The sequence below is a fragment of the Flavobacterium macacae genome, from assembly GCF_003865365.1.
Classification (GTDB): domain Bacteria; phylum Bacteroidota; class Bacteroidia; order Flavobacteriales; family Flavobacteriaceae; genus Flavobacterium; species Flavobacterium macacae.
On record NZ_RQVR01000010.1, the window covers coordinates 130,912 to 154,157 of the forward strand.

Here is a 23,246-nt window from a genome sequence, read left to right on the forward strand (position 1 = left end):
AATGGGAACGGATTGGGTATGCAGACCGGGAATGCCAATCATTCCGCTGACCGCTCCTCTTTAAGAAAATGTCTTTTCAATTCCTGCATCTTGTCAAAGATCAGCGGAGGGTAGTTGCCATGGAGTTCATGGCAATCCTCGCAAATCTCCAGTTTAAGATTTGCAGATTCATCCAGATCGGTATAGGGAAATATGCTGAAGATAAGTTCGTGCTTCATGATATTCAGGTAGAAATTCCTGTCGGCTTCCTCAATATTGGCTTCCTTGATCTTTTCAAAAATGTGTTCGGCTATCCTAAGGATACTCAGTATTTCGCGCACGCCATCCTTCTGCAGCAGCAGGTTGTTGTCGTGCAGGTCGATATTCATCTCCTCGATGTCATTTATAAAACACCTGATGGCCCTTTTGCCCCGCAGGACCTTTATCTCGCTATTGGAATCGAAATTGCTCTGGTAGCTGAAATTGCTGATGTTGTTTTCCAGTATCGTGTAGAGTTCGTGAAGGTGTTTTACGGTCCGCTCCTGCATTTCCCTTCGCTCGCTGGCCTCCACCTGCATCTGCACGATATTGTTGGCGGTCCTGCGCTCACGCAGGGCAAGGAATAACAGTATTATACCTACCAGTTGGGCCACTGGCGCTGCAATGTCCCAAAATGCGGATCCGATTTCGCCAACATTTTTAAGATTCTTTACACTCAATATTGGAAAGAGCAAAGGAGTTGCAAACATCAGGATGGTTCCCACTATCAGCAGGCCGATTGCCAATTGATTTTCAGTGTTTCTTTTTATTTTCATGATTGTTTAGAATATTGAACTATATTTTTTTTTCATTAGTATCCCTATCGTATAAGTACTAGCTCCTGTATGCGGCTAGGCAACCCGATCGGCTGCCAGTGCTTCTGCAGCGGTCAGTACGGAAGCTCCTAAAAAGAGTGTATGGATGATAAAAAATTGCAATGGGGAATATTCAGTGAATGGTATCTTAAGCCCTTTGTCGAGATGCATCGGGCCGGACACCATAAAGCTCAGGATCACCAGGAAAGTGATAGCTGCGCTGATGCTTCCCAAAGCCGAAAGCTTCGCCGATAGTGGCCGCAAGGCGATAAGGATACCCATACTTATCTCGCATACGCCTACGATGATAGAGAACATTCTTGTGCTCACCAATCTGAAGGCCCAGGAAAAAAAAGGGCTGCTTTCAGCCAGAGGACGAATGGCTTCGGCTTCATGTCGGGAGAATTTTAGCATCCCTATGCAAATCAGGGTTACAGCCAGGCCGTACCTAAGGGCCAAAGTCCATGAAAGGAGAGAATATATTACAGTCGCTGTTTTCATAATCCGGGGAGTTTGCCTGAAAAACGGCTAAGATTCGTATTTTACCTTTTGCACCTGCTCGTCAATTTTCCAACGGCCCGTTCCTTCCTCCCCTATGACATCAAAGAGTTCAAGGATACGCCTTGCAACATATTCTTCCTGGATCTGCTCCTCCAGGAACCATTGTATGAACTGGAACGTGACAAAATCTTTGTTCCTGATGCATATCTCGGCCATGTCGTTGAACAGGTCCGTCACATGTGTTTCCATTTCAAGGGTCCGCTCAAATAAGTCACGGAATGTGGTAAAGTCGGTTGAAATATTGGTTATTTCTGGAGAAATGGCCCGGCCGCCCCGGTCATTTACATATTTGAACAGCTTTAACATATGTGCACGCTCCTCTTCGGCCTGCCTTTCAAAAAAGCCGGCACTGAAGTCATACCCCTTCTCCCCGCACCATGCGGACATGGCGAGATAGGTGGAGGACGCATGCGCCTCGGTTCTGATCTGGTCGTTTAATGCCTTCTGAACTTCCTCACTTATTGATTTTTTGACTCTTGCTAGATCTCCCATAATTGTTTTATTGTGTTTACTTACGTAGTCGGGAGAAAAAGCGAAACCTTACAATTATTTTTAGAAAATAGGAAAGAATCTGCAACAGCAGAAGAGAGATGCGAAAATAAAGGAAATAGATTTTTTTTGGGGAAAGCACCACGACGCCCCTCAGGGGCAGTGATGTAAGAAATTTTGCTTTGCTCGGCAATTTTTCAGCCAGGATGCTAAGACACTACGGAGCTAACGGGTCGCCTTGAGGGAATGGATCCTAAATCGAATAAGGCTGATGGCAATTCGTGCCAATGGATTTATGTTCAGGCGACAATTATCTCTGCCGGCTGATTCTGGAACAGCCCGCATTCAATCACGCCTGTAATGCATTTTATTTTAAACTCCATGTCCCGGTCAATGTTTTCAAACTTTGCGTCAAGTATGAGGTTGCGGTTTTCTGTCAGTACGGGCCCGTCCTTGCCTTGCGCAGGCCTAAGGACTATTTGATAGGCGTCAAGTTTTTTCAATTCTGCTTCCACGTGCATAAGGGCATCGGGGAAGACCTCTACTGGAACAGGAAATTTTGAGCCCAGCTTCTCGACAAGCTTGCTGTTGTCAACAATAATGTAGTTCTGCCTGCTTGCGCTCATCATAAGCTTTTCCTTGAACATCGCCCCACCCCGCCCCTTGATCAGGTGCCTGTTGGGATCAACTTCATCAGCACCATCAAAATACCAGTCCGGCCCGTTTTCGTTCAGGCTGGTAACGGGTATGCCCATTTTTGCACAGGTAAGTGCCATTTCGATAGATGTGGGCAGAGCCATAATGTGCAGCCTTTCCTCCCTTGCCCTTGCGGCGATGGCCAATACCGCCAGGTAGGATGTAGAACCCGATCCTACGCCTATGATGTCGCCATCGACGACCCTGGAAGCAATCCTCTCGGCAACTTTCTGCTTGCTCTTGCGGTTGCTTATCGGCACAGGCCATGAAACGTTCTTAAGTATTTCGCTATTCCAGTCCATCCTCCTGACGTAAGAAATTTAATTTAAATAGTGCCTATCCGGCTATCGTGCACATTTCAATCCAATCAATATCCTGGGAATTTAAGATCGGAAGTACGCCAAGGTCTGCCCTTGAATCCGCTGAGATTTTGAGCTGCAACACTCTATACCGAGGATTTATTAATTTTTTGAGGGCTGGTCCAACTTTGCATCAATTTGTTTTTGAAGCTCTGCCTTGAAACCATCATCCAGTTTCACTGTTTTTCCACGCTGGAAGACTTTTTTGACAAACTGGTTGATTGCAGCACTCTGTTTCATGAAAGTGTTGCACATTTCACATATACTCAGGTGGTATTCCAGCTCCAACTTTTCCTTGAATCCTATCTTTCCCGATTGCTGCTTCTCAATCAGGAAGGTTGCCTTCTTGCAGTTGTCAAGCATGTCGCCCTTCTCCTGATCCGTTAAATTTTTCATAGTAATTATTTTATTTATATCTAAATCCAATTCCTCTGGAGACATTCCCTCAGGCTTACCTTCGCACGGTGGCTGATAACCCAGAAATTTGAAGAGCTCAGCTCCAGCTGGGCGCAAATATCATCGCTGGATTCCTCATCGATGTGCTTTAGGGTGAAAACTGACTTCCACAAGGGCGGAAGCTTTTTCATGCACGATGTCAGTATGCCGTCAAATTCGTTATTTTCCAAAGCGACATCCTCGATGCCGAATGGCTCTGGAAAGCGTCCTTCCTTCCAGTGTCCGCTTTCCTCAAAATACTCGTCGGCACCGGGGCTATTGAACGATACCGTCTCTTTCTGGGATAGTTTGGACTTCTTGCGATAGACATCGAACACCTTGTTTTTCAAGATCGCGGTCAGCCAGGTTTTTTCAGAGCTCCTCCTGTCAAATTTTTCCCAGCCCTCCAGAGCCGCCAGGAAGGTTTCCTGAACAAGATCCCGTGCAAGTTCATTGTCATCGATGCGGGAACAGGCATAGCTGTAAAGATAATCGGCATAATTCGCCACCCAAAGGTTTGGTCCCCCAGCTTTTGAGTCCGGAGTGTTGGTTGTAGTTAGCATAGTGGTCTGTGTTTGTTATTGTTGGTAAAACATACGCATGCCTTCCAGTATCCGGCCCTCTGCCGAAAGCTATGGAAGCTCTCCACGATTGACCGATACACTTTTTGCTTGCGCATTTCAGGTTAGTCGCTAAACCCGAAAGAACCTTACAAACTTTTTTATTTTTTTTTTACAAGCACTAAATTTACGCAAACAAATCGTAATGGGGATGAATACACCGGGCAAATATAAAGCTTTCAATATTTGAAACTGGTTCCGTCACGGGCATCTTCTAGATTAATATTCAAGAGCGCCAATGCGTCGCGTATCTGATCCGATAAGAGGTAGTTCCGGTCTGCCCTCGCAGAATCGCGCAGTGCTATCAGCAGCCTGATCGTTCCGTCTAGTTTGTCATCGTGCTCTTCACCTGATACGGGCTGAATTACCAGCCCGAGTACATTGTAAGTAAAATCTGTAATAGTACTCACGAAAAGGTCCAGGTCTGATTCTGTTAACGACGCCTTCTTGTCCTTGAGCAGATTTATGAAATGTACGCCCTCAAAAAGGTGCGATATGAGAATAGGTGTGTTGAAATCGTCATTCATTGCCTCATAGCAGAGGGCTGCCCATGAAGGGATGTCAAGTGTTGATTGCGCACCGGACTCCAACCGGATCAGGTCATCAACCGACTCCAATAAGCGGTTATGTCCTTTTTCCGCTGCAAGGAGCGCTTCCTCTGAAAAGTCCATGATGCTGCGGTAATGGGCCTGCATCATCAGGAACCGGACGACAGACGCTGAAAATGCCTTGCTGAGCAGAGGACTTCCGCCACTCAATATTTCACCCGGCAGTATGCTGTTGCCGCCGGACTTCGCCATTTTTTTTCCGTTCAGGGTCAGCAGGTTCGCGTGCATCCAGTAGTTGACCGGCGCATGGCCTGTGCAGGCATTTCCCTGGGCGATCTCGCTTTCGTGATGCGGAAACTTCAGATCCATGCCTCCGCCGTGTATGTCAAATCTATCTCCCAGGTATTTGGTGCTCATAGCGGTACATTCGGTATGCCAGCCCGGAAAACCATCACTCCATGGTGAGGGCCAGCGCATGATGTGCCCCGCCTCGGCACGCTTCCACATGGCAAAATCCCGATCGTTGCGTTTGTCCGACTGTCCGTCCAGTTTACGGGAATTGCCCGCCATATCTTCAAGACTGCGATTGCTGAGCACTCCATAACCAAACTCCTGATCGTATTTTGAGACGTCAAAATACACCGAGCCATTTGATTCATATGCATAGCCTTTGTCAATTACCTTACGAATGATTTCTATCTGCTCGATGATGTGCCCGGTGGCAGACGGCTCGATATTTGGGGGCAGTAGGTTAAACTTTCTGAGGATGTCGTGGAAATCGATCGTGTAACGCTGTACGATCTCCATCGGTTCAAGCTGCTCCAGACGGGCCTTCCTGGCGATCTTATCTTCCCCTTCATCCACATCGCCCACCAGATGGCCGACATCTGTTATATTCCGGACATAGCGCACCTTATACCCGAGGTGCAGAAGGTATCTGTAGATCATATCGAACGACATAAACGTCCTGACGTTGCCCAGGTGCACATTGCTATACACGGTCGGTCCACAGACATACATCCCGACATATCCCTCACTTATCGGAGTGAATATTTCCTTTTCACCCGAAAGGGAATTGTAAATTTTCAACTTTTGGTCCGTAGAATTCATAGTTCCCCTTGTTTATTTGCCTTAAAGACTTCCCCGGTTTGCATTGAAACCTCCAGGCTGTTGCTTCTCAATCTATAGATCAGATCCTTGGCATCGATCAGATCGACTGGTATCTTCCCTTTGCTTTTCGCCTGCCTTTTGACCTCGCGGCTAAAATAACCGGTAGTCAGCAGCAAACCCTTGTTGGTCTGGCCGTCCATTGTGTCGCGCAACTCGTTGATTATCGTATCGGGGAGCGTACCGGAATGCTGGACTCCAAAAAAGGCAAAATGGTAGGACATCAATGCGCCCAGTTCTATAGTTCCTTTTCCCACTATCCATCCGCATCCTCCCTGCAGGACAGATTCGACATTCGAAATTCCCAATGATGCAAAAAATGTAGAGCAGAAATTTTTAAACTGCCACACATCCAGTGTGTCTATTATATCAACAGCATTATTATTCATAAAAACGGGGTTTGTAATATAATAAGTCATTTGCCTGTTCAAGGATACAGAATCGCCTGCATCAGTTTTCAAGTAATATGACCGCTCCCAAACCTCCATCTGCGCAGACACTGATAAGCGCCTTCTTGTTTGCTCCGGCCAAATGTAATTGTTTCAATGTCTGGCTGATTATCCTCGCGCCCGTTGCACCAAATGGATGCCCTATAGAGATGCTGCTGCCTTTTATGTTGAGCTTCTCCATGGGAAAATTTCCCAACTTCGATTTAACCCCCATCCGATCCAGGTGTGAAGGGCTTTCGAGAATGCTTATCGTCGACAATACCTGTGCCGCAAACGCTTCATGGATTTCCCAGATATCTATTTCGTTGTATGTAAGCTTGTTCCGCTCCAATAATCTTGCAATGGCAAACGTTGGCGACATCAGGATCCCCTCTTCTTCTATATTTACCGCAGCCGTTTCCCAATCTGTTAACCTTGCCCTGTAAGGGGAATGAAACTCATCAATCCTATTTTTTCCTGCTACCCAGACACCCGCGGCACCGTCGGTAAATAAACTTGAATTGCCAGCGGTGATGGAGCCCTTTCCAGATGTTCGATCAAATACCGGACTAAGCGCTGAAAGTTTCTCCATTGTGGTATCCTTTCTGGGGATCAGATCTTCAGCCACAGTAAAGGCAGGAAAAATCAAATCGCTGAAAAACCCCTCATTTTTGGCCTTGAAATAATTCTTATGACTGACCAGGGCCAGCGCGTCCTGGGCATTACGCGAAATTCCGAGACGCTGTGCAGTAATTTCGGCATGCTGCCCCATGCTCTTGCCTGTAATCCTGTTTACCCCTGGCGGGATGTATAGCTTAAATTTAAATATCTCCCAGGCCCACTTCAGCTTGGCCATTATCCCGTGCAATTGTCTGCCTCCCTTGACCCACTTTGAAGTTTCGTTTGAAAGTCCGAGCTGTACGTTGGAAAAACTCTCAACCCCTCCTGAAATGGCCGTCTCGTCATCCGTTATCATCGATGCAAGCTGGATGGTAGACAGTACGCTGCTGGCACATGCCATAGTAGTCGAGAAGGCTACAGTTTGATCCGCCAGTTCTGATTCCAGTACAATGTCCCTGGCAATATTGCTGTACGCGAGATTGGGAACTACGGTTCCCCAGCCCAGATAATCCGGCTTGATGGGTTCTTTGTGTCTCATATTATTTACCACCGAAACCGACAGCGCTATCGCCGAAATATCTTTTAACTCCCTGTTTTCCTTTACAAAGGGGGTTCTCAGGCCCGATACCAGCCATATTTCTTTGTTTATCTTGCCCATCATCTGAAATTAAATTTTGCCTATCAATTCCAGTAACAGGAATTAAAAGTATCTTGTTTGTAATTCTTGCTTTTGCCATTGTGTCCGGACGCTTTTAGAATATCCTCGTATTGGACTTTCTGTCTTGGGCTCAGATATTGCTCTGGCTCACCACCATATGGGATGGCTACATTGATTTGCGAGCGCTGCGCTTTACCCAATCTCAAAAATTTAAATGGTGATTTTGAAAGATAGTACTGCGGCCTCTCATCAATCCGATAGCCTCGATGGTCGTCAATCAGGAAGAAGCCTTCGTTGGTTGCATAACTATTGAGGTCACCCAGGGAAACCTGGGAATCGTCGAAAAAAACCTTTACCACCTCCGCATGCTTGATCCAGCCGGCTTCCGTATACTTGACTGCCGGGTGTAAGGCCATTGAGGTTTCGCCAGACCAAAAACATGGCGTTTCGTAGATTGTGGATTTTAATTCCCCATACTCCATCTTTAAGTCTTCGCCCAAAAGGGCGGCATATTTGGGTATGGGCGTCCCTAATTTATCAAGTACTTCCACCATTTTATTGTACATGCTCAACGGCTTGTAGTTGTTTGCCAGTTTGGGAATGATGTCCCGGCCCCTGAAGTCTACAAAATGGGCCACAGGATTGTTCCAGGACCGTTCGTTATACATCGCAAGTACATCTTTGTCCTTGCCAGGTATATTATTGAAAATTGCCAAGGGCACAAATTCATTTTCAATAAATTCAACCATTTGGTGATAGCTTAGGACGTCCCGTCCAAAATTTACGCATGTGGCGCATCCTGGAATTTCCTGGAAAAACAACAGTACAGGTTTGCCTGTAAGCTCGCTCAGCCTTAGGGCTTCGTCATGGTCTCTCAACCATGTTACCTTCCCTAGTTCGATATTTTGATTTCTGGGGTCTGTCCTTGTTTGCATCTGTTTCAGTTTTTTAAAATTATTTGCTTCTTTATCAACTATCTGTGGACGGACATAGATATATTCGCATATGGTTCCGTGTGACGCTACGCTGATAAAGCTCTTAAGGCTTCTATTGACGCATCGACATTGATATGGAAATCTGCAAATACCACCTTGTCATTCTGGTCTATGAAAACAAACCACGGGGTTCCGCCGGTTCGATAGCCCTGCATGAAGTTTGAACGGGATTTGCCATCATCCCCGGCATCGTGCCCAAATGGGATCCTTAAGCCATATTTCTTCTGGGTCTCCACCATTTTTGAATAGGTGTTTTCGTGATGGCCCTCGAAGACCGTCTGGACTGCCAGAAATGCCACATTGCCATTGTGCCTGAACGCCTCTACCATTTTCTGCAAGGTAGGAAAGCCTATGCTGTGACAGCCTGGGCACCAGCTTTGGAAACAAAAGACCACCTTGAACTTTCCTTTGAAATCCGACAGTCTTATCTGGTCTATTTTATTGCCATCTGCATCGATCCAATTCTTTACATTAAACTCAGGCGCATCAAATGCCTGATCTTCTATTGCTTGATTTTTCATAATGTCGTACGTTTATTGCGTTTGCAAGGCAGCGATGCCCTTTTATTAAAATGGATTATGAATCATGGCGTTTGCTGTGCCCTTTTCTTGAATCCCTTACCTGCTTAGTAGGATAAGGAGTCAATTCCTTACAACAGATTTTTGCCGTCCTGTGCTGCTGTTAGAAAAAATGGCATGCCAAGTCTGCCCAGACCTGACATGCCATAGCACTGGCGGCTTTACAAGAACGTACCGTGCCTCTCAAAATGGCAGGTATATCCATGCGGGAACTTTACAAGGTAATCCTGATGGTTATCCTCCGCAGGCCAGAATTTGGTAAAGGGCTCCAAGGTAGTTACAACTTTGCCCGGCCAGAGCCCTGATCCATCGACAATTGAGATGACTTCCTGCGCATCCTCTCGTTCTTGCTCATCTTGGATGAAGAGGGCGGAACGGTAACTGGATCCCCGGTCGTTGCCCTGCCTGTCTACAGTGCTCGGATCGTGGATCCTGTAAAAATAATCCAGAAGCTCCCTGTATGACGTCTCGTTGGCATCATAAGTGATTTCAAGGCCTTCGGCATGCTGTGGATGGTTCCGGTAGGTGGGATTTTCGTTTGTTCCCCCTAAATATCCAACTTCGGTATCCCTTACTCCGGGACGCACCCTAAACAGTTCTTCCATGCCCCAGAAACAGCCTCCTGCCAAGTATGCCTTTTTTAAATTTTCCATAAAATATGTATTTAGATTAATATTCTTCCATCCACTGCCCACTGGGTGGAATATGTTGTTTTACAAATCCGTTTTCTTCAGCGAAGCGGCATTGATACAATAACGCAGTCCGCTGGGTGCCGGTCCGTCTGGAAATACATGCCCAAGGTGCGCATCACAAGTATTGCATGTTACCTCCACCCTGATCATGCCGTGACTGATATCCTTGATGTGACCGACGCTTTCAATGGTTACGGGCTGGGTGAATGATGGCCAACCTGATTTGCTGTGGAATTTTTCACCCGAATCGAACAGGGGCGCGTCACAGCAGATGCATTGGTACGTTCCTGATTCGAAATGCGTGCACATCGCAGACCTGTGCGGTTGCTCGGTACCTTTCTGTCTTGTGATGGAATAGGATTCCGCACTGAGAAGCGCCTTCCATTCCATATCGGTTTTTACCACCTTTTTAAGTGGCTCAGGATTACCGTGATTCACAAACCTGATGATATCATTCCAATTTAGCATGACTGAGGATTTTAAGAAGTTAATAATCGCTATCGTATTTTGGCTAGCCTGATTCTTACAGTGCAAATTTAGGACACAGGTGATTGCTTTCCCTTACCACTTTTACCCGATGATTTAGCGATTCTTCCTGGCACAATCACTTTGGACTCCAATACTTACAGCCATTAATTCGGACCATGGAAAGTTGGCGGAACCGATTTGGGTACACTACCCTCGTTATCGGATGGCCGTGCATCCTTTTCTTAAAATGATTTGGCTGGGATGCTTTGAGTTATTTGATGCCCGATACCAGATACATCAAGAATACGTTCTTTTCTACTTCACAATCGGAAATGCCGCAAGGCAGTAGAGGCCGGCTCTAGAAGTATTGCCAGTGTCGGAGTCATCTAATTTCAAACCAATATGTGAAGCGAACTTACAACCATTTTTTCTTCTTGAACCAGACATATATAAGGACATTTACGGCAGTCATCAGTAGCATGACACCAGGATATCCGAACCTCCATCTGAGTTCCGGCATAACCTCAAAATTCATTCCATATAAGCCCGTAATAAAAGTCATTGGCATAAAGAACACGGAAAAAATAGTCAGAACGCGAATAGTCTCGTTTGTACGTTGCGAGGAAGCAGAAAAGTAAATATCAAGCAGCTGCTTAATGTTTTCAGACCTCGCAATAAGCATACTCTGAAGCTTGATGAATAAATCCCTCGTATCCCGGGTTTCCACATTTCCCTCCTCCTTGGAATCCAGCTTGTCGATAATGTCATACGATAATATAAGCATCTGCTTTAGCAGATCTATTTTCCTTTTCAGATAATAGACGCCTTGCAGCAAGGGCCCGTCTTTAGGTTTGAGAAAAACCATTCGCTCATAATAATCCACAGAGTCAGACAATTTTTTTAATGGATCCTCGTAGGTATTCAGGCAGGAGGCGATCAAGATATTTAAAAGTTCCCTGCTGCTGGATGACATCTTTTCTTCCATGGACGCAATTACCTCTTCAAAAAGAGACTGCTTTTTGCGATGGATCGTCAATATAAATTTTTCACAAAAAAATATTGCAATCGTACTGGTAAGGTCCTGGACATTTTCCACTTCCGGTGTGTCATCTTTGCTGCATATCCTGAACAGTACGAAAGAATAGTGCTGCATCCTTTCAAATTTGGGCAAATGGTCCGGCTCCAAGCAGTCATTAACCAAGGCTGGATGAAGATTGTACCTGGTAGCAACTTCCGCAAATTCCTCTTCTGACGGCTCAATGATATCCAGCCACTCAAAGCCATATTCATTACTGTCTGCTATTTTGTTTATCATGGTTTAATCGATATTGAGTATGCTAGCCAGCCCAACCAAATTCTGTCCGGCGTTCATTTGTTTAAAAGGATTCAGATTTGGATATCCCCAATTGGCATAACGGTGCAGAAGGATTCTTGGACAGAAAATTCAGAAATGGCAGCCTCTCTTCCGCGTGCCTGCGCTGGATAACGAATATTCCTGTATTTTCCCCTAACGATGGGTGAATATGCCGGACCTCTGAAAGATTTTGACATACATAATCTTGCATTTTTTTTATTTTCAAGAAATGCGGCGATATGCTCCTGCAATGCTTCTTTGAACTCCAATTCCAATTCAGGTTTGACATCGGTAATCTGCAATGCCCCCTTTAGGCATTTATTGATAAGGATGCTCTGCTCCATATATGTTTCACAGATGGCACAGCCGCCGAGGTGAAGTTCCAGCCATGAGGCCTGCGCCGGTACGATGTCCTCCAACTGTTGCCTTTCAATCAGGTAGGTCGCTTTTTGGCAGCCGATCAGTGTTTTCGGGGGCTCCGCCCCTATTAATTTTTTCATAGTCTTGAGTTAGATCCAATTCTTTTGCAGGCAAGACCTCAAATTGACCTTCGCCCGGTGTATGATCACCCAATAATTTGACGCGGTTAGGTTCAGATGCCTCATAATGGCCTCGCTTTCCTCGTCATCAAGGTGTTTCATCGTGAATACCGATGACCATAGTGGGGGCAGCTTCGCCATGCACGCCTTGAGTATTTGCTGGAACTCCAGGGTATGCATCGCGTCCGGCTGCACGTCCCAGTTGCCGACAGGGTAATGCTGCGCAGCCCAGCGGCCATCTTCAGCTTCGAAAAAAGCCTGATTTTCAGCGGCAGCCGGCCCGGGGCGGTTCTGAAATTTTGCGGCCTCTTTTCGATAGAAATCCACAATCTTGTTCTTGAGAATAGCCGTAAGCCAGGTCTTCTCCGAACACAGTCCGTGGAAGCTATCGGCTCCCTGCAGCGCTGACAGGAACGTTTCCTGGACCAGGTCCTTCGCGACCTCGGTACTTTTTATTTTCGTCAGGGAGTAGCCGTAAAGATAGTCTGCATATAATTCCACCCAGGAGTTTGGATCCAGGAGGGTTCTTGATTTTTCATTTGGATCTGATCCTTTGTACATCTATATTGTGTTGTCTGTTTACTGATCTATGCCCCTCGTAGATGAAAAATATCCTGACAGCCGGTATCCGCTTACGGTTCCTAGTACGGCAGCGGTAACAGGGTGCCTTTCCAAAAGGAAATCGTTTGGCCCCTGACCGGCGCGCTGAAGATATTATTGATGGGGTATTGGGAACGATGGCCTCGGTATGGCTTCACAGTGACATCTCGCGCAGACTTGCAGCAGGCAAATGATAGCCTTATTTTCCAACAACAATGTGCGACGACTTGTATACCTGTTGCCAATACTTTTGAAACACATTCCTAAGCAACCTCACCATCCCTTCAGAACCAATCACGAAAGCAATTTTTCCATACATTGGCAAGGCCAGGCATGTCATATATCCTTCGCAACCATCGAATAGGAGCGAAACAAATTTACCTGATAATGAGGATGGCAAAATGCCTAAAAATCCATTTTTCAATAATGGAATTAGGAGTTTTAGGCAAGTTGTAAATATCTTCCCGGGAGTGATGGCCAACATGCAACTGAATAGCCAGCAACTTAACTAATCAGTACTAAAAAAAGGAAACTGGGACAACTGAGGAAGTTATAATCTCGCAATTTGTACAAAAACGGCCAATTATGGCCGGAAGTTGCATAGCAACCTAATGTCGGGATTAATCTTTGTACTTTTAAATTGTTTTGGTGAATGAAAAATTCATTTTCCGCAATCAGAAATCATCTCTCACTTTAGCCGCAAACCTGCTTCTCAAAACAGCGAGTTTTGGACTGATGTAAACTTGGCAGAATGGTGCTGTCTTGTTTTTGCTGTAGTAATTCAATTGATTTTCCGCGTTCAGGCGGAATTTCCTGAAGGGTAATATTTTAGTGATGTACCGGCTTTGGTTCTCAATGGAGAGACGTGCCAGGCTTTCTTGCAGGACCGGACTGTCCTTCTGGTCAAAATAGTATATCGCCGAACGGTATTTATCCCTCATGCTATGCTCATTTGCACTGCTGTGGGTCAGCAGGTGCACTTCGATAAGGACATCGCTGGAAATAATGCTGCTGTCAAAATCTACGACAACGCCTTCAGAAAAATTATCAAAGGGGACGTCAGAAGCGATCCAGCCCTGCTCGACCTTCTCAACACCATGCAAAGCCTGAAACACTGCTTCGGTGCACCAGTGGCAACCTCCTCCAAAACCCAATTTGCTTATTGTCCCCATACTTTTTTCTTCTATTACCGAAGCTTAAACTCCAACACTATTCCATCTGGCAACATGATCTCCACAATACAGGTACTATTACAGTAACAAGTATGACGGGACAGAACCTCATCCGCTTGTTTAGTAGTGGAAAAACAAAAAGCCTTACACAAATATAAAAACTACAAAATTTTTCTTATCAACACAAACCAAAATGATACCGAAATTTCTGTAAAGAGGCGTTTAAAAGTTCAATGATGATAACCTCAATGAGATGGAAGAGATAGAACAAGTTAAGAAACAAAAGTGTTTGTTGTCATATGAAAAACTTTTATGAGTAAAGGTATTTAATCCCAGCGTCTAAAAGAACTAGTGGGGCACCGTACAAAGTACTTGTAATAGAAGTTTCGAATCATACTTGATCTATAGATACGCGAAAGGCTAATATGAAACTACAAAGTTTCAGATTTAAAGCCCTTGCAAAATTTGAGCAAAATCGTTTTTGCGCCAATGGTCAGTTATCTTGCCATCCTTGAGGACATCAATCTCAATGACATTCAGCTCTAATTTTTTTCCACTGGCTTTTTTTCCCATAAAGTCACCGGTATGTGTAGCAGTTATCGTTTTCCGCAAGGAAACTTTGTCGCCTTCGGCCAGCACTTCGTTAATCTGCACGGAAATATCCGAAAAGCCCTTATGAAAGCCCGTTATAAATTGAATCATCACGCTTGCGTCTTTTGAGGTATTTGCCGGGGCAGTATGATTTATAAAGGAATCAGCCAGCAGTTCTTTTGTAATGGAAGTGTTTCCTAATTCAAAAAATTCCTTGTTGAACCTGATCACCACCTCTTTGTTTTTTTTGGAAGTCATAGGGTTTGTTTTTTGGTTATTTTGATTTTGCACTTTGCAGCCGCTAAGGAGCATAAGTGCCAACAGTGGCGTAATGAGCTGTTTCATGATCGTTTATTTTTTTATATGAATGTAAATCGTTCTTTTATTTCTCCCTGGCGTCAACCAACTGACGCTTTCAACACACAGCCAATGGGCATATTCGAATCCTTAATATTTTTAAAGGTCTGGCAATTACCTATGTTCTTCCAAAAATGCAGATGCATTTTCTAACCATCCATTTGAATCAGAACATCTTGGCGCTTGAGAGGTGCTGTCAATTTTGTCATAATTTTAAATACTGCATGTATGACGCAAAGGTTAGATTACTTTTAAGAACCAGCCAATAAGATATTTAAATAAATTGGGTTAATATAATTTAAGGATAGTCCTATCTGTTGGCAATCGTTTTTCTTATACTGCTTAAAAATTCTGGAGTTATTCCAAGAAAAGAAGCGATCTGAGTATTCGGAAGTCGCTTTGAAAGTTCGGGATATTGATTTAGGAATGCGCAGTAGCGTTGTTCTGCAGTGCAACTGATATTTTGCAACACCCTTTCTTGAAGTTCAATAAAATTATTTTCAATAATTATCCTAAATATCCTGTTGAACTTTGGGAAGTTCTCAAATAGGAAAACCAAATCCATAAGGCCTATCTGGATTATTGATGATGGCTCAATGGCTTCAATATATAATCTGCTGGGAATCCCTGCATTGGGATTCTTAAGATCAGACGGCTTTATAGAATGGAAGCTCGCCATGTCCGTCAGCCATGCATTTTCTGCACCAAACTGTAAGTTGTGTTCTTTGCCTTCTGGGTCAACACTATACATCTTGAAGCAACCACTAACGACAAAAGTATAATGCCTGCAGCGGTCTCCATCCTGCAAAATAAATTGCCTCCGCTTGATTTTTCTTTCAATCGATACTCTTGCTACAGCTTCAATTTCTTGGTCGCTCAGCGGAAGAATGCTGCCGAAATAGTTTATAAGTTTCTGAATGGGCATGTTGGCTCAAATTTAAGGTCATTTGAAATAGTATTGAAGGCAGGCTTTAATCAATGCCAGCTCCAAATCAATTGCTGTTCACAGGCGGCATTATCTCAAACTTACCCTGCCATTCTTTAATTGCCTCTAATATAGGAAGGAATGCTAATCCCTTCTCAGACAATTTATATTCTACTCTTGGCGGTAATTCCTTATAAGCCAATCTTTCCAAAAGACCATCCTCTTCCAGCTCTTTTAACTGCTCGGTGAGTACTTTCCTAGAGATATGGGGTATTATGGCATCCATCTGGCCAAAGCGAATAGTACGGGTGCTGATCACGTTTATGATCATGGGTTTCCATTTATTTCCAATAGTGCCAATGGCTCTGGTAAAGGGGCAATTTGAATTGCAAAATTTCTCGTCTCTCATGTCTTTTATATTTTGTGGTTACCTGACGGTAACTAGAATGAAACATATTAGTTACAAATATAAACTATTGATAGTATCTTTGCGTAACAAAAGTAATGAAAATTGTTTAACAATTAAATTTAAAAATGAAGATAGGAATTATAGGTGCCGGATCAATCGGTACTACAATCGCAAAACACCTAGCCAAAGCAGGTTATGAAGTAATTGTCAGCAACAGCCGCGGTGGCGATACGCTGACGGAAAAAGTGAATCAAATCAACGGTAAAATCAGTAGCGGCTCAGCACAGGAAGCAGCACAAGCCGATGTAGTATTTCTCGCGGTTCGATGGGAACACGCACAGGAAGCACTCTCTGCCGTTTCAGTTGAGGGTAAAATTCTGATTGACATGACCAATGCAAATCCACAAGAATTTGTGTTGGCAGAGCCAGGCTCAAAAACATCCAGCGAAGTTGTGAGCCAATGGGCAAAGGGTGCAAAAGTGGTTAAAGCCTTTAATACGCTGTATGCTCATGTGCTGGCAGAAAATCCGCATACCGATAATGGCAACAGAGTGATTTTCTATTCAGGAAATGATGAGGATGCAAAAAGCACTGTTTTGGACATTATAAGTCGCATCGGATTCGCAGGTATCGACTTGGGAAGCCTGAATGAAGGCGGAAAATTTCAACGTTTCCCAGGCGGACAATTAGCAACATTAAATCTTATCAAAACAAAATAATAAATTAAGGAACTATGAAGACATACAGATTAAAAAACAAAGTTGCCGTCATTACTGGCGGCTCAAAAGGAATTGGTGCGGCTATCGCAAGACATTTTGCCGACGAAGGCGCAAAGGTTGTAATAAATTACGCATCCAGCAGGGAGGCTGCGGATAAAGTTGTCAAAGCCATAACTGAGAATGGTGGTATTGCGATTGCGGTACAAGGCGATATATCAAAAGAAACCGATGTAAACCGGCTATTTGAGGAAACAAAGAAAGCTTTTGGCACATTGGATATTTTGGTAAACAACGCTGCCCATCAACAATATCTGCCGATCGAACAGGTCACGGTAGAAAATTTCCACAAGCATTTCGATACTAATGTTTTGGGCACCGCTCTGGCCATCCAAAAATCCCTGCCCCTGTTTGGTGATAAGGGTGGCAGTATAATAAACATCAGTTCGGTTGCGGCAAAACTGCCGATGGCTGGCGTCATGTTATATTCCGCAACTAAAGCGGCGATAAACGCCATGACTATTTCATTGTCGAAAGAACTTGGCGCAAAAAATATTCGCGTCAATTCCATTCTGCCGGGCGCTACGGAAACTGAAGGCGCAACCAATGCAGGGGTTACTGCTGGAAGTGATGCGGAAAAAATGTTTATAGACAACACACCCCTTGGCAGACGGGGTCAGCCTCAAGACGTCTCAAAAGCTGCCGTATTTCTTGGCTCCGATGATGCGGCATGGATAACGGGAGAGAATATTGCCGTTTCGGGTGGTTTGTATGGTTTTTAAATTTTATCAATAACAGTCTAAAATAAATAAAATGAGTAAATTAAAAAATAAAGTAGTAGTAATTACCGGCGGCAATAGTGGCATTGGCCTTGGCATTGCACAAGAATTTAAAAATGAAGGTGCAAAAGGCGTGATTGTGGGCAGAAACCAGGAGACTTTGGATCTTGCTGTAGCAAAGCTTGGAGAACAATTTATCGGAATCAATGCTGATGTGACGAATATTGCCGACTTGGAAAAAGTTTTTGCAGCAACATCTGAAAAATTTGGTAAGATCGATGCAATAGTTGCCAATGCTGGAGCTGGAACGGTTGGGACTGTAGAAAATCTGGGAGAAGCAGAATATGACATGGCAATGAACTTAAATCTCAAAAGTGTCTACTTCACGGTTAACAAGGCACTCCCATATATGAACAACGGCAGCTCAATTATTCTAATCGGGTCAAATGCCGCTCACCGCGCATATCCCTCATTCGGGCTTTATGGCGCTGCCAAAGCCGCAGTGATATTTTTTGCAAAAGCATTTTCAAATGACCTCCTATCCAGGGCGATCAGAGTAAATGTAATTACGCCAGGTACGACAGATACTCCGGCCTTTGAAAAGTTTGTCCCTATAGAACAAATTGAAGCTACAAAGACACACTTTGCTGCCCAAATGCCGATTGGTAGGATCGGACAACCATCTGACATTGGCAAGACGGCAGTCTTTCTCGCTTCTGATGATTCTTCATTTATGCTTGGAGCGGAACTTATCGTAGATGGAGGGATGACCTATTTAGCAAAATAACCGAGCTAAGGTTATTGGTTTAACACTATAAAAGCATATTAAGGCAGCCGGCAAAAAGTCGGCTGCTTTAATTATACCCAATGTCCTAAATTGTTCATAAAGTATGCTATTGGCAATCGTGTTAGTCATCCTTTGCCAAGCGTGATCCATAATCTCGTGACTACAGGAACTCACCCAAACTTAAAGCGTAAATCAAATCGTAGCCCTACGGTTTGCAATGTCAATATAAAATTATACTCGTAACCCGCGAAAAACATCAAAACTACTGAGGGTTAGTATCACAACGCTATGCACTTGACGAAGAATAGAAAAGCTTATTGCCTAGAGTATTGGAAAACAGGGTTTGCCATAAGAGGTAAAATAATGAGTGCTTTTGTCGCATTCAACTAATCACGCTTTTCCTCAAAACTGAACTCACTCAAATTATCAGCTAAAATATTTTTATGCACAGCAGCCTGCACAGAAAGATGATAAGGAAAATAAACATAAAATAAAGATAAAAATGATTGTTATTTCAGACAAAATGAATATTTTTGTATGTAATAACAAACATATTACACATAACAAGAGCATGAATAGGAAGAAACAGATCATCTATCCTAAGTATGAGAAGATGATGGAACAGATGGGAGAAAATATAAAACTGGCAAGGAAAAGACGTAAACTTACTACCGTTCAATTGTCAGAACGGGCAGATATTGCCAGGTCTACTCTTTATCTTATAGAACAGGGTAATCCAGGTGTATCTATTGGTGCTTATTTTAATGTACTTCGTGCATTGGGTCTTCAGGAAGATTTTCTAAAGCTTGCCGCAGATGATGTTTTTGGAAGGAAGTTGCAGGACTTGGAGCTATTATAATAAGGACAGATGGCACAGAACAAATATGACATATACGTTTACGCCCATTGGAAAGGCATGCAGGAACCTGAATTGACGGGTATCCTGTCTGCGCATTTTGCCAAAGGCAAGAAAGCTTTCAGCTTTGAATACGACAAAGAATGGATTAAATCAAAACAGCAAATGCTGCTCGATCCCGATATTCAGTTTTATTCAGGTCCGCAATTTCCAAACAACAAAGAAAATTTCGGTATATTTCTCGACAGCATGCCCGATACCTGGGGACGCACGCTAATGAAACGGCGTGTAAGCCAGGAGGCAAAAGCGAGTGGAGAAAAAGCACGAACGCTTTATGACATAGACTACCTTTTAGGCGTTTATGATGAAAGCCGTATGGGAGCATTACGTTTTAAAACTGACCCCGACGGACCGTTTTTAGATGACAATAATGCCAATCCTACCCCGCCATGGTCGTCAATCAGGGAACTCCAAAATGCGGCCAAAATGCTGGAAAATGATGAAGACAGCGAATCCGTATATAAATACCTCGCAGTACTGATGGCTCCGGGTTCGTCGCTTGGCGGAGCACGTCCAAAGGCCAATATACTAGACCCACATAAAGAACCCTGGATTGCCAAATTTCCTTCAAAGAGTGATACCATCGATAAGGCAGCATGGGAAATGCTCGCTTACGAACTGGCCATAAATGCCGGTGTACAAATGGCACCCAGCAGGATAGAAAAGATTGCCGGCAATTACAATACCTTTTTCACAAAACGCTTCGACCGCGAAAATGGTGAAAGGATACATTTCGCTTCTGCGATGACAATGACCGGCAACAATGAGGACACCATTCGCGATAATACGGCGAGTTATCTTGATATCGCCGACTTCATTCAGAACAATGGGGCAAAAATCACTGAAAACCTGCACCAACTATGGCGCAGGATTGTATTTAACATCGCCATTTCCAATACCGATGACCACTTGCGTAACCACGGATTTATATTGACCGATGAAGGCTGGATCCTCTCACCCGCTTATGACATAAATCCTTCGATAGACAAAGATGGCCTGGCACTCAATATCGATACCGATAATAATGCTCTTGATTATAATTTGGCTAGGAGTGTCGGAGACTATTTCCGCTTAAATAACACCCAGATGGATGATATAATAAATGAAGTGACGTCCGCAGTCAGCAACTGGAAAGCAATTGCAAAAAAAATCGGGATTCCAAGAGGAGAACAAGAATTAATGGAAGCCGCCTTTATTATATGATATTAATAGTGATGTAATATGCAAACTGAATCAGAAAATCTCGTTACAAAAATTAGCTCGAATGTTTTTTATAAGGAATTCACTTTTCACAAGAATGATTTCATCACACCCGACGGGCAAAAGGAATTGGCAGATAACGTAATGTGGATAGATGATTTATTGTTTATTATCCAAGTTAAAGAAAGAAACATAAGGGATGTTAAAACAGAACTGGAGGAGAACAAATGGTTTGATAATACAGTTTTAAAGAAGGCAAAAAATCAAGTAAAAGATTCTCTCAATTTCTTTAGCTTATATACTGAAATTAAAGTAAAAAATGTTCGAAATCATACTGTCGATATTTCCAAAGCCGATACTACGCGAATAAATAAATTGATTATTTATAAGTCAAACAGTTCATTAATCGCTGCTGAAAATAGATCGCTTAAATTTTGCCGCAGTAGCGTAATTGGAAATATTCACTTATTTGATGTTGAAGATTACTTGGGAATATGTGAAATTTTGATAACACCTTCTGAACTTGATCAATACCTAAAGTTTAGAGAGAAAATTTTCTTAAAGCATCCGGAAATAATTACATCATATCCGGAACAATACATCTTAGGGCATTTTTTAAAAACTGATTATGTGAGTACAATTAATCCAGAACACATTCAATCATTCACGAAGCTGAAATCTGATTTTGATGATTTTGATTTATCATTTATGCTTGAAAATTTCGTTGATAAAATACCAGTAGAAAGTGATAGAAGTCCCGACGTATATTATCCTATCATTAGGGAAATTGCTAAATTAAACCGCAATGAGTTAGCAATGTTCAAGGAGAGGTATTCGAAGATGATTGAGCATGTCAAAGAAAATTCTTTTTCGGTTCCATATCGCTTTATGGTATCAAGAACAGGTTGCGGCTTCGTATTTATACCATTGATGAATGACGTTGCGGCCTTATGGAAAAATGCCCTTCTCAACTCTATAGACGTTTACAAATATAAAAGGCAACTAAGCAAGTGTTTGGGCGTTTCAGCCTATAAGGATGGTGAATATTTCAATCTGAATTGGGGATTTGCACAACATGATTGGGAACACGATGAAGAATTGGAAGAAGCCTTACGACAAGAAGAAGGTTTCTATGGCGACGGGGAAATAAAGTATGTTGACCGTTATAAATTTACAGATTGATAAATATGTGTGGTGTAATAAAGGATAAAGTGTCTAGTTTAGAGACGTTTCTCATTCACTTCTTAATATATTTGCGAAAATAATTTTTATTGGCATATGGAAAGACTTTTGGATTATCGGAATCTGAAAGTGATTACCGGCAATTAAATCTTAATTGCATATTTTATCGATGGACCTACGGCAAATTTATCACGGTCAAAAGAATTAAGACCTGATGGCGTTAGGACCGTCGATTGAAGAAGAATTTATAATTGATAAAGAGAGCCATACAATTAAAAGATTCACCGATTGAAGTCCGGTAAGCCATCAATGTCACAGAAATCATCAAGCATCGAGGCTTTCAAAGTTTATTTGCTGACTTTACTTAGAAACGTCCCATTAAAATAAAAAACATTTTCAATGCTTATATTTGCATACAATAGCTGACAAAGATGAAAAAAATAGGATTCTTATCATTCGGACATTGGGCGGATCATCCTGCTTACAAAACACGCACCGCGGCTGACACTTTGCTGCAGTCCATTGATTTAGCTGTCGCTGCAGAGGAGATCGGTATGGACGGCGCATATTTCAGAGTGCATCACTTTGCTCGGCAATTGGCTTCGCCATTTCCACTTCTTTCTGCGATAGGCGCCAAAACCAGTAAGATTGAAATTGGGACCGGTGTAATTGACATGCGATATGAGAATCCATACTATATGGTGGAAGACGCCGGAGCTGCCGACCTGATTTCCGGAGGTAGACTTCAGCTAGGTATCAGTCGTGGCTCGCCCGAACAGGTGATCGAAGGTTGGCGCCATTTCGGTTACGAAACGGCCGAAGGTGAAAGCGATGCCGAAATGGGAAGAGAAAAGGCGATGGTATTTCTAGATAGACTGAAAGGTGTGGGCTTTGCGGAACCTAACCCAAATCCGATGTTTCCCAATCCACCAGGGCTACTACGACTGGAACCATATTCTGACGGATTGAGTGATCGTATCTGGTGGGGAGCAGCTTCAAATGCTACAGCAGTTTGGGCCGCCGAGCACGGCATGAACCTACAAAGTTCAACATTAAAATTTGACGAGAGCGGCAAACCCTTCCACATCCAGCAGGCAGAACAGATCAGGCTTTACAAAGATGCCTGGAAAAAAGCCGGACACGAGCGCGAACCGAGGGTATCGGTTAGCCGTTCGATCTTTGCTCTTATAAATGACCAAGATAGGTTGTACTTTGGCCAACAAGGAAAAGGATCAGATAGTTTTGGATATATTGAAGCGGATCAGCGTGCCATTTTTGGAAAAAGTTTTGCGGCCGAACCGGACCAGCTGATAAAAGAGCTCGCACAGGACGAAGCCTTGCAGGAAGCAGATACGATTCTGCTGACCATTCCAAACACACTTGGTGTTGAATACAATATCCACGTGATGTCTTCAATCCTTGACCATGTTGCCCCAGCATTGGGATGGCGTTAAGAATAGCAATCGCATTGTCGAGTGCAATCCAGTTGATCTTTAAGACAATTAATTGTCTGATGTTCAATCTAGTTATGGTAACGTGCTCCATCATTCCGAAAGCAAAACGAGTTTATT

The 23,246-nt window shown here is 43.5% G+C and carries 27 protein-coding genes; 7 read left to right on the top strand and 20 right to left on the bottom strand.

Features of this window, described 5'->3' with window-relative positions:
* Window positions 1-38 precede the first annotated feature (38 nt).
* From EG849_RS10060 to EG849_RS10155, 20 genes are all read right to left on the bottom strand, one after another.
* The gene (locus tag EG849_RS10060) at window positions 39-794 is read right to left on the bottom strand and encodes a hypothetical protein (RefSeq protein WP_125012953.1); all 756 of its coding nucleotides are present in this window, start codon (window positions 792-794) and stop codon (window positions 39-41) included.
* A gap of 75 nt (window positions 795-869) precedes the next feature.
* Complete coding sequence (locus EG849_RS10065; protein ID WP_125012954.1) at window positions 870-1,334, bottom strand: DUF417 family protein; 465 nt, start codon at window positions 1,332-1,334, stop codon at window positions 870-872.
* Window positions 1,335-1,361: 27 nt separating this feature from the next.
* Window positions 1,362-1,886 (bottom strand): ferritin, encoded by a 525-nt coding sequence (locus tag EG849_RS10070; RefSeq protein ID WP_125012955.1) that lies wholly within the window; start codon window positions 1,884-1,886, stop codon window positions 1,362-1,364.
* A 296-nt stretch (window positions 1,887-2,182) separates the two neighbouring features.
* A complete protein-coding gene (gene rpiA, locus EG849_RS10075; RefSeq protein WP_125012956.1) occupies window positions 2,183-2,881 on the bottom strand; it encodes a ribose 5-phosphate isomerase A in 699 nt (232 codons plus the stop codon).
* Between the two features lie 159 nt (window positions 2,882-3,040).
* On the bottom strand, window positions 3,041-3,334 hold the full coding sequence (locus tag EG849_RS10080) for a hypothetical protein (RefSeq protein WP_125012957.1): 294 nt from the start codon (window positions 3,332-3,334) through the stop codon (window positions 3,041-3,043).
* A 20-nt stretch (window positions 3,335-3,354) separates the two neighbouring features.
* Window positions 3,355-3,936, bottom strand: coding sequence for a sigma-70 family RNA polymerase sigma factor (locus EG849_RS10085; protein ID WP_125012958.1), 582 nt, complete (start codon window positions 3,934-3,936; stop codon window positions 3,355-3,357).
* A 236-nt stretch (window positions 3,937-4,172) separates the two neighbouring features.
* The gene (gene cysS, locus EG849_RS10090) at window positions 4,173-5,651 is read right to left on the bottom strand and encodes a cysteine--tRNA ligase (protein WP_125012959.1); all 1,479 of its coding nucleotides are present in this window, start codon (window positions 5,649-5,651) and stop codon (window positions 4,173-4,175) included.
* Window positions 5,648-6,097: a restriction endonuclease gene (locus EG849_RS10095; protein ID WP_158611938.1), complete on the bottom strand. Its 450-nt coding sequence runs from the start codon at window positions 6,095-6,097 to the stop codon at window positions 5,648-5,650. Before EG849_RS10095 ends, cysS begins: the two co-directional genes overlap by 4 nt.
* Before the next feature lie 61 nt (window positions 6,098-6,158).
* Window positions 6,159-7,418, bottom strand: a complete 1,260-nt coding sequence (locus EG849_RS10100) for a thiolase family protein (protein WP_125012961.1) — start codon at window positions 7,416-7,418, stop codon at window positions 6,159-6,161.
* A gap of 20 nt (window positions 7,419-7,438) precedes the next feature.
* Window positions 7,439-8,350, bottom strand: a complete 912-nt coding sequence (locus tag EG849_RS10105) for a VPGUxxT family thioredoxin-like (seleno)protein, type 2 (protein ID WP_125012962.1) — start codon at window positions 8,348-8,350, stop codon at window positions 7,439-7,441.
* A gap of 86 nt (window positions 8,351-8,436) precedes the next feature.
* Window positions 8,437-8,931 (bottom strand): peroxiredoxin family protein, encoded by a 495-nt coding sequence (locus EG849_RS10110; RefSeq protein ID WP_125012963.1) that lies wholly within the window; start codon window positions 8,929-8,931, stop codon window positions 8,437-8,439.
* Window positions 8,932-9,149: 218 nt separating this feature from the next.
* On the bottom strand, window positions 9,150-9,641 hold the full coding sequence (gene msrA, locus EG849_RS10115; RefSeq protein WP_125012964.1) for a peptide-methionine (S)-S-oxide reductase MsrA: 492 nt from the start codon (window positions 9,639-9,641) through the stop codon (window positions 9,150-9,152).
* 60 nt (window positions 9,642-9,701) lie between these two features.
* Complete coding sequence (gene msrB / locus EG849_RS10120; protein ID WP_125012965.1) at window positions 9,702-10,148, bottom strand: peptide-methionine (R)-S-oxide reductase MsrB; 447 nt, start codon at window positions 10,146-10,148, stop codon at window positions 9,702-9,704.
* 415 nt (window positions 10,149-10,563) lie between these two features.
* A complete protein-coding gene (locus EG849_RS10125; protein ID WP_125012966.1) occupies window positions 10,564-11,463 on the bottom strand; it encodes a magnesium transporter CorA family protein in 900 nt (299 codons plus the stop codon).
* Window positions 11,464-11,534: 71 nt separating this feature from the next.
* Window positions 11,535-12,002 (bottom strand): hypothetical protein, encoded by a 468-nt coding sequence (locus EG849_RS10130; protein WP_125012967.1) that lies wholly within the window; start codon window positions 12,000-12,002, stop codon window positions 11,535-11,537.
* Window positions 12,003-12,011: 9 nt separating this feature from the next.
* Window positions 12,012-12,602 carry a sigma-70 family RNA polymerase sigma factor gene (locus EG849_RS10135; protein WP_125012968.1) on the bottom strand — a complete coding sequence of 197 codons (591 nt, stop codon included), beginning with the start codon at window positions 12,600-12,602 and terminating at the stop codon, window positions 12,012-12,014.
* A gap of 713 nt (window positions 12,603-13,315) precedes the next feature.
* The gene (locus EG849_RS10140) at window positions 13,316-13,813 is read right to left on the bottom strand and encodes a peptide-methionine (S)-S-oxide reductase (protein WP_125012969.1); all 498 of its coding nucleotides are present in this window, start codon (window positions 13,811-13,813) and stop codon (window positions 13,316-13,318) included.
* 447 nt (window positions 13,814-14,260) lie between these two features.
* Window positions 14,261-14,749, bottom strand: a complete 489-nt coding sequence (locus EG849_RS10145; RefSeq protein ID WP_125012970.1) for an ester cyclase — start codon at window positions 14,747-14,749, stop codon at window positions 14,261-14,263.
* Between the two features lie 322 nt (window positions 14,750-15,071).
* On the bottom strand, window positions 15,072-15,686 hold the full coding sequence (locus EG849_RS10150; RefSeq protein WP_125012971.1) for a Crp/Fnr family transcriptional regulator: 615 nt from the start codon (window positions 15,684-15,686) through the stop codon (window positions 15,072-15,074).
* 67 nt (window positions 15,687-15,753) lie between these two features.
* Window positions 15,754-16,095 carry a winged helix-turn-helix transcriptional regulator gene (locus EG849_RS10155; RefSeq protein ID WP_125012972.1) on the bottom strand — a complete coding sequence of 114 codons (342 nt, stop codon included), beginning with the start codon at window positions 16,093-16,095 and terminating at the stop codon, window positions 15,754-15,756.
* A gap of 125 nt (window positions 16,096-16,220) precedes the next feature.
* On the opposite strand from EG849_RS10155, the gene EG849_RS10160 reads away from it, so the two are divergent.
* From EG849_RS10160 to EG849_RS10190, 7 genes are all read left to right on the top strand, one after another.
* Window positions 16,221-16,814, top strand: coding sequence for an NADPH-dependent F420 reductase (locus EG849_RS10160; protein WP_125012973.1), 594 nt, complete (start codon window positions 16,221-16,223; stop codon window positions 16,812-16,814).
* Window positions 16,815-16,828: 14 nt separating this feature from the next.
* On the top strand, window positions 16,829-17,593 hold the full coding sequence (locus EG849_RS10165; protein WP_125012974.1) for an SDR family NAD(P)-dependent oxidoreductase: 765 nt from the start codon (window positions 16,829-16,831) through the stop codon (window positions 17,591-17,593).
* Window positions 17,594-17,624: 31 nt separating this feature from the next.
* Window positions 17,625-18,377 (top strand): glucose 1-dehydrogenase, encoded by a 753-nt coding sequence (locus tag EG849_RS10170; RefSeq protein WP_125012975.1) that lies wholly within the window; start codon window positions 17,625-17,627, stop codon window positions 18,375-18,377.
* Window positions 18,378-18,879: 502 nt separating this feature from the next.
* Window positions 18,880-19,236 carry a helix-turn-helix transcriptional regulator gene (locus EG849_RS10175; protein WP_233581779.1) on the top strand — a complete coding sequence of 119 codons (357 nt, stop codon included), beginning with the start codon at window positions 18,880-18,882 and terminating at the stop codon, window positions 19,234-19,236.
* Window positions 19,237-19,245: 9 nt separating this feature from the next.
* Entirely contained in the window at window positions 19,246-20,496 is a 1,251-nt protein-coding gene (locus tag EG849_RS10180; protein ID WP_125012976.1) for a type II toxin-antitoxin system HipA family toxin, read from the top strand.
* A gap of 18 nt (window positions 20,497-20,514) precedes the next feature.
* A complete protein-coding gene (locus tag EG849_RS10185; protein ID WP_125012977.1) occupies window positions 20,515-21,675 on the top strand; it encodes a hypothetical protein in 1,161 nt (386 codons plus the stop codon).
* Window positions 21,676-22,106: 431 nt separating this feature from the next.
* The gene (locus EG849_RS10190) at window positions 22,107-23,129 is read left to right on the top strand and encodes an LLM class flavin-dependent oxidoreductase (protein ID WP_125012978.1); all 1,023 of its coding nucleotides are present in this window, start codon (window positions 22,107-22,109) and stop codon (window positions 23,127-23,129) included.
* Window positions 23,130-23,246 lie beyond the last annotated feature (117 nt).